Genomic DNA, 1715 nt, shown 5'->3' with positions numbered 1-1715 from the left:
GCCATCGGCCGGTCTCCGGCGCCGTATTTGCCGTCGCGATCGACATCGAAATAGACGAAGGACGAGTAATTGAGCATGCCCCCGCGGCCGCTCCAGTCGGTGCGGACGGCATAGTCGGCAGCCGGATTGGTCTGCCGCCGTCCCTTGCGGCGGCTGCGCTTCCGCCACAGCCGCCAGGACACGACAGCTGCCGCAAGCACCACAAGGGCGGCGAACAGTATCTCGACAGCGCCCAAGTCAGGCATGGAGCCTCCTTTCACAGATCTCGTGGAGGATTGCGTTCATGGGCGATCCGGCTGCGTTGGAATACTTTGCCGACAGGTTATTGCATGTCGGCCAAAAGCGAACCCGGGTTTGGGACAGCGACATGCATCAAGACAAAAGACTTAAAGCGCGTTGCATGGATCCGTTCAAGCGCGACGCATGAAAGCAGTCGCCTTACTTCAATTCCACCCACACCGGCGCATGGTCGCTGGCACCGTCCTCGCCGCGCACGTCGCGGTCGATGCCGGCGGCGGTCAGGCGGCGTGCCAGTTTCTTCGACAGCAGGATGTGATCGAGCCGGAGGCCCGCATCGCGCGGCCAGCGGTTGCGGCGATAGTCCCAGAATGTGTAAAGCGTTTCCTTCGGATGCTTCTTGCGCAGGGCATCAAGCCAACCCTGGTCGAGCAGGCGCCGGAACGACGCCCGGCTTTCCGGCTGCACCAGCGCGTTGTCGTCATAGGAGCGGGTGGCGTAGATATCGCGCGGCTCGGGCACGATGTTGTAGTCGCCGGCCAGCACCACCGGCAGGCCGGTGTCGAGCAACTGTTCGGCATGCGCCTCCAGCCGCGCGTGCCAGGCGAGCTTGTAGGCGAATTTCGGGCCGGGCTGGGGATTGCCGTTCGGCGCATAGAGGCAAGCGACGACAATGCCATTCACCGCCGCCTCGATGTAGCGGCTCTGCCTGTCGGCTTCGTCGCCGGGCAAGGCATCGCGGGTCAACACGGGCTCGGCACTCCGCGCCAGGATGGCAACGCCGTTCCAGGTCGGCTCGCCCTTCCACACCGCGCCATAGCCGGCCGCCGCCAATGCCGAGCGCGGAAACTGCATGTCGCGTGCCTTCAACTCCTGCAGGCACACGACATCGGGCTTTGCCACAGCCAGCCATGTCAGCAGGTTTTCAAGCCGGCTGTTGATGTTGTTGATGTTGAAGGAGGCGATCTTCATCGCTTCAGGAAGCGATCCGACCCGACCACGCCTTGACCGTCTCGGCCAGCGTCTTCAGATGATCGGCGGTCGAAAACCCCGAAACACTCTTGCGAGGCTTGAGATCGTGGTCGCCGTCCTCCAGCCAGATCACCTCGACGCGATCGGAAAGGTCATAAGTCGCAACCTCGTCCCTGGTGCCGAACTCGTCGCGGGTGCCCTGGAAGATCAGCGTCGGTGTCTTGAGATCGGCGAGGTGTTTGGTCCGCAATTGATCGGGCTTGGCCGGCGGATGGAAGGGATAGCCGAGGCACAGCAGGCCTGAAATCTCGCCCTTGGCAAACATCTCGTCGGCGACCATCGAGGCGACGCGCCCGCCCATCGACTTGCCGCCGATGACGAGCGGGCCGGTCACGCCCTTCGCCCTGAGGTCGGCTATCGCCTTGATATATTCCGGGTTGACCGTCTCGGCCCGCGGCGGCGGCTTGCGGTGGCCGTAGCGGCGGGCAGCCATATAGTGGAACTCG

At 63.8% G+C, this 1715-nt stretch carries 2 protein-coding genes and 1 pseudogene; all 3 read right to left on the bottom strand.

Features of this window, described 5'->3' with window-relative positions:
- Positions 1 to 245 (bottom strand): annotated as a pseudogene (locus EN994_RS30030) (hypothetical protein); the annotation flags it as partial.
- Positions 246 to 438: 193 nt separating this feature from the next.
- The gene (locus EN994_RS30020) at positions 439 to 1209 is read right to left on the bottom strand and encodes an exodeoxyribonuclease III (protein ID WP_013530618.1); all 771 of its coding nucleotides are present in this window, start codon (positions 1207 to 1209) and stop codon (positions 439 to 441) included.
- Between the two features lie 4 nt (positions 1210 to 1213).
- Positions 1214 to 1715 (bottom strand): alpha/beta family hydrolase (locus EN994_RS30015; protein ID WP_127308080.1); only part of this gene is annotated, 502 nt, incomplete at its 5' end.

Origin of the sequence: Mesorhizobium sp. M7A.F.Ca.CA.002.09.1.1 (genome assembly GCF_003998555.1) — a bacterium.
GTDB lineage: Bacteria > Pseudomonadota > Alphaproteobacteria > Rhizobiales > Rhizobiaceae > Mesorhizobium > Mesorhizobium ciceri.
Note: the sequence above shows the minus strand (reverse complement) of the source record. Positions and strands in the feature narration are given on the sequence as shown.

Coding starts and splice junctions, on each gene's coding strand:
- EN994_RS30020 (WP_013530618.1), bottom strand. CDS start 1,209: ATGAAGATCGCCTCCTTCAACATCAACAACATCAACAGCCGGCTTGAA.